The organism is Mycobacteriales bacterium, from assembly GCA_036497565.1.
GTDB lineage: Bacteria > Actinomycetota > Actinomycetes > Mycobacteriales > QHCD01 > DASXJE01.
Window position 1 is genome coordinate 1 of the sequence record DASXJE010000280.1, and the last position, 4744, is coordinate 4744.

Sequence of the window (4744 nt, forward strand, 5' to 3'; positions counted from 1 at the left end):
ACCCCGCCGTACGCGTGGTGGAACTGGCACGACGGATACGGCGTCGTGGACCCGCCGCAGGCCTAGCCGATCTGTGGTGGAATCCGGATGCTGTCTATTTGAGGGCTCGCCGTTCGTCGTAGTCATAACCGCACCGGCGAACCGCGCCGGCAGGAACGCAAGGAGGCACCCGTGGCCCTTCCGGACGTCGTCTCGAGCGAGCAGTGGCTCGCCGCCCGCAAGGACCTCCTTGCGCGGGAGAAGTCCCTGACCCGGATGCAGGATCAGCTCAACGCCGACCGTCGGCGGCTGCCGATGGTCCGCATCGAGAAGGACTATCGCTTCGCGGGCCCCGAGGGCGAGGTCGGTCTCTTGGACCTCTTCGCCGGCTCCCGCCAGCTCGTGCTGCAACATTTCATGTTCGACCCGAGCTGGGAGCAGGGCTGCTCGAGCTGCTCGGCGGGTGTGGACGAGATGTCCGCGGGGCTGCTTGACCACCTGCGCGCCCGCGACACAGCGTTCGCGGCGGTCTCTCGGGCGCCGTATCCGAAGATCGCGGCGTACCGGGAGCTCAAGGGCTGGGACATCGCCTGGTACTCCTCCCACGGCAGCGACTTCAACTACGACTTCCACGTCACGCTCGACGAGTCGGTCGCGCCGGTCATGTACAACTACCGCGATCAGGACGAACTGCGGACGGCCGGGCTGGGCTGGGTCCTCGAAGAGCCGGGTGAGCAGCCGGGCATGAGCTGCTTCCTCCGCGACGGCGACGAGCTGTTCCACACCTACTCGACGTTCGGCAGGGGCACCGAGCAGATGGGCGGCGCTTACGCGGTCCTGGACATGACCGCCCTCGGCCGCCAGGAGGAGTGGGAAGAACCCAAGGACCGCGCCGCCACGGCCCACGCGGCAAGCCCCGACTTCGCCGAGTAGCCGTGATGCTGTCAGCCCTCAGCGGGACGGAATGGATCGGCGCCGGTCTGATAGCCGCAGCGACCATTGTCGGCGCCTTGATGGGGCGATGGAGTGCGCGATATTCGGCCATCTCGCTCGCCGCGGTCGCCGGGCTCCTGCTCGTCGTGGTCTTCGGCGATCTGATCCCGGACATCGCCGATGACCTGCGCGGCTCTGGTCCGGGGTGGTGGATCGCCGCCGCTCTGGCAGGCTGCGCCAGTTTCGCGGCAGCGGGCGTCGTCCTACGTCGGGGGTGCGCATGCGGAGCACGCGCCGGCGGCGGTGCGGCGGCGCTGGCAATCGGGGTGCACCGGGCCCTGGAGGGCTCGGCGCTCGCCGTGACGACGTCGATCCCGGTCATCGCCGCGCTCGTCCTGCACGCGGGAAGTGAGGGCTTCGCCATCGCCCCGCTGTTCGGCGTGGAGCAACGGCGGAGGACGGCGACCTGGCTACTCGTCGCGTGCGTCAGCCCGGTGGTCGGAGCGGCGGTGCTCGGTGCGCTTCACGTGCCCGAGAGTGCGACCCCGATCTTGACCGCCCTGGTCGCCGGCGTACTTGCCCGGAGCGCCGTCGAGGCCGGCCGACTGGCCATGGCCGACGAGGTGGTGCCTGCTCTCCGGCAATACTCGCCACAACCGATCGGCAGCCTCAAGAAATCCACTTCAGCACACGTATGACGCCCATCTTGGCGCTCTGTTTGTGCGGCGACAGGTCATTGCTGTCGGCCACGATCTCGCCTCGGTGGTCATGAAAGAAGCGGTAGCCGCGATACAACATCTCGTCGTCGGTCAGGGTGGGCTTCCAGCCGAGCGTGTCCCTGATCTTGGTGGTGTCGAAGATGAAGTTCCCGGCGATCATTCGGTACTGGTAGGGCCCGAGTGGCGACAGTTTCAACCAGTAGGCCAGCTTCAGCGCCAGCAACGTCGTACGCCGGGGAAGGCTCGCCAGCCGAGCGCCGGTCTGGGCTCGCTCGATCACATGGGCGTAGACGCTTCGGAGGGTCTTCACGTCGTCCGAGCCGACATTGAAGACCGCACTCTCGCCGTGGTCGGCGGCGCGAACGCATGCATCGATGAGGTCCTGCGCATAGATGAACTGAAGGCGATTGTCGCCGGCACCGACGATCCAGACCCGCTTGCCCGCGTCGATGAATTCGAACAGGATCGCCAAGAGCCCGAGGCGCCCGGAGTCGATGATGGTCGGGCAGCGAAGGACGACCGTGACGAAGTCGTCGCGTGATAAGAGAATGCGCTCGGCGGCCAGCTTCGAACGACCGTAGATCTCCACCGGTCGTGGGGCGTCCATCTCGGTCACCGGTCGGTCATGGTTCTCGGCCCAGAGACAGTTCGACGACGTGAAGATCACCTTCGGGATGCGAAACCGGGCTGCCATCCGGGCGATGTTTCTCGTGCCGTCGACGTTGCTGGCCCAGAGGACCTTCTTGTCCTTGATCGCGTGCGCCAGCATCGCCGCAAAGTGATAGATCACGAGAAAGTCGTACCGTTGCCCAAGCTGGGTCAACAGATCGGCGTCCCGGATGTCTCCCTGGATGCTGCGGAGACGAGGATGCGAATAGGGGTCTGGCTTCATGTCGATGCTGACGCAGATGTAGCCGAGCTCGAGCATGTGTCGTTTGAACAGATCCCCGAAGAAGCCGGCGCCGCCGGTGACGAGAATGGTGGGTGCGGCGCCGTCGTCTGCTCCCCGGGGCGTGTCGGTCACACCTCGGCCCTCCACCGCGCTCGAAGAAGGTTAGAGAACATCGCCGGCCGCGGTGCGTTGCACAAGAGCCATTGATACCTGGCCTCCTCGAGAATCCATTGCGCGCTCGTCACGGCAGCGCCAAGAGTGACACCGCTGGTCTCTGGTTCGTAACCACATCGCCGCATCACCCGGCCGGTGATCCGCTCGACCGTGACCACGTCGTCGTGATCGAGCGAGCGTCGCCAGCCACGGTGCCCGGCTTGCGGGGACTGCCGGGCCGTGTGGTGGTGGCTTCCCGCCGGGAGCGCCCGTTGGGCGGCGTACGAGACCATCGATTGGTCGTAGGGAATGCCGACGTGGTCACAGATCGTGCGCAGTTGCCCGGCAGGGTCGCTGACCAGATCCTCGAAGCGGATCTCCAGCCAACGGGAGCCAAGTGCGGCGGCGGCTCCGGGAGCCTCGCGGACATGAAGCAACCACCACCACGCGGCGCCGGCCACCCCGCCATGATGAAAGAACTGAAGGGGAAGGCTCGCGCAGACGTCTCTTGGATCCCTCAGGAGATGAACGAAGCGACTCGTCGGGAACTGCTCGGCCATCCACTTCCAGTGCATCGAATAACTCGTGCACTTGTCACCGCTGAGAGTCTTGCCCTCTGCCATGGCGGCGGCGGCGAACACCATCCGGATGAGGGCGGCGTAGCTGGCCGGCTGCGAGCGGCCGATCTCAGCATCGAGGGTGGCGACGTCGAGGCGCCACGCGCGGAAGTGGGGGTCTGATCGGATGAGTTCCCAGGCCAGTTCGACGTCGGCGGTACGCCCACGAGCCTTCAACTGGCCATAGACGCGGGTGACGAAGTAGGCCTCTTCAGCTGGCATGGCGAGCGCCGGGTGGGCGGCAAGCATGTTGCGCAGCATCGTGGTCCCGGAGCGGGGACAGCCACTGACGAAGATCAACGGGTCCGGCGGGGCGTGCAGTCCGGTGTGGTCCTGACGGCGGGCTGCCGGCGGCGGACTCTCCACTGAGGTTCGACCTGCCGGACCTTGCGTGGCAGGGCCGGTGCGGACCGACAGCGGGCGAGCTTCCCGGTCGGGAAGACGCACGTCCGGGACCCTGCCGGCAGAGTCGAGCTCGACGATCGGAGTGCCGGGAAGCCGTTCCTTCATCGCGGCAGCCAGGTTCGGACCGACTGCGAGGGCGTAGCCGGCGCGGCCCTCGTACCAGGCGAGGACCGCACCCATGAGGAGGAATGCCTCGCCCCACGTTCGTGGGTGTTCCTGCTCCAACCGTTTCGCTGCGAGAGCAGTTCTGAGCCTCCAGCCTGCCCTGTGGGCGGATCGAGCCAACTGCAAGGCCCATGGAGCCGGTTCGTCCCAGTGAGCGAGTGCATCGGCCTCGAGACCGGGTGCACAGAACGACAGGTCGTCCGTCTCGCGGAACCGGCGAGCGACACCCGCCAGATCGCCGTCCCGGCCGACGATGACGATGGCGCGGGGCGACGGAGTGATCGGCATGACGGCGTAGCGGTCGGAGTCGGACGACAGGACGAGGTCAGGAACGTGTCGCTGGCCGAGAAAGAGCTCGGCCCGACCGAGCCCGCGCCCGAACTGCCGGAGCCGGTCGGCCGCGTCCGGCACCCGCGGCATGACGGCGAAGTATGGATTCGCACGAAACCGCCACTGCAGGAGCCCTTCCGCCCGACCCGAGCGAATGCGGTCGAAGGGGCGTTCCCGCGTAGGCGAAGAGGTCGTCGCCGCAACCGGCGCGCGATGCAGCGCGAGGCCTCGCAGTTGTGCCCGGAAGCAGAGGTCGGCATCTTCCAGGGCAGGCAGGGTCGCCTCGAATCCCCCGAGCTGGGCGAACGCCTGGCAGGTCACCGCGAGGTTGCAGGCGGATGCCCATGGCAGGTAACCATTGCGGCCGTCGAGATCTCCGACGCGGGCACTCGGCGGTTGGTCACGGAGAGACGACGGCGTACCGGCAATGACGGCGCCGCCGTCGGCGACCGACTGCAGAACGGATTCCGCCCAATCCGGCGCCACTTGTGTGTCTGCATCGAGGAAGGCGAGCACGTCGGTGTCGAGCACACCAGCGCCGGTGTTCCGAG

The 4744-nt window shown here is 67.1% G+C and carries 5 protein-coding genes; 3 read left to right on the top strand and 2 right to left on the bottom strand.

Features of this window, described 5'->3' with window-relative positions:
* Positions 1 to 171: 171 nt before the first annotated feature.
* Complete coding sequence (locus VGH85_21920) at positions 172 to 912, top strand: DUF899 domain-containing protein (protein HEY2176476.1); 741 nt, start codon at positions 172 to 174, stop codon at positions 910 to 912.
* Between the two features lie 5 nt (positions 913 to 917).
* Positions 918 to 1610, top strand: a complete 693-nt coding sequence (locus VGH85_21925; protein HEY2176477.1) for a hypothetical protein — start codon at positions 918 to 920, stop codon at positions 1608 to 1610.
* Here the strand turns inward: VGH85_21925 and VGH85_21930 are convergent.
* Positions 1582 to 2655, bottom strand: a complete 1074-nt coding sequence (locus VGH85_21930; GenBank protein ID HEY2176478.1) for an NAD-dependent epimerase/dehydratase family protein — start codon at positions 2653 to 2655, stop codon at positions 1582 to 1584. The genes VGH85_21925 and VGH85_21930 overlap by 29 nt on opposite strands.
* Positions 2652 to 3878: a sulfotransferase gene (locus tag VGH85_21935; protein ID HEY2176479.1), complete on the bottom strand. Its 1227-nt coding sequence runs from the start codon at positions 3876 to 3878 to the stop codon at positions 2652 to 2654. Before VGH85_21935 ends, VGH85_21930 begins: the two co-directional genes overlap by 4 nt.
* A 135-nt stretch (positions 3879 to 4013) precedes the next feature.
* Here VGH85_21935 and VGH85_21940 point away from each other — a divergent pair.
* Positions 4014 to 4744 (top strand): hypothetical protein (locus tag VGH85_21940; protein ID HEY2176480.1); only part of this gene is annotated, 731 nt, incomplete at its 3' end.

Bases quoted from the DNA above. Each gene is read 5' to 3' on its own strand.
- VGH85_21925 (HEY2176477.1), top strand. From the start codon at position 918: ATGCTGTCAGCCCTCAGCGGGACGGAATGGATCGGCGCCGGTCTGATA.
- VGH85_21935 (HEY2176479.1), bottom strand. From the start codon at position 3,878: ATGGGTGCGGTCCTCGCCTGGTACGAGGGCCGCGCCGGCTACGCCCTC.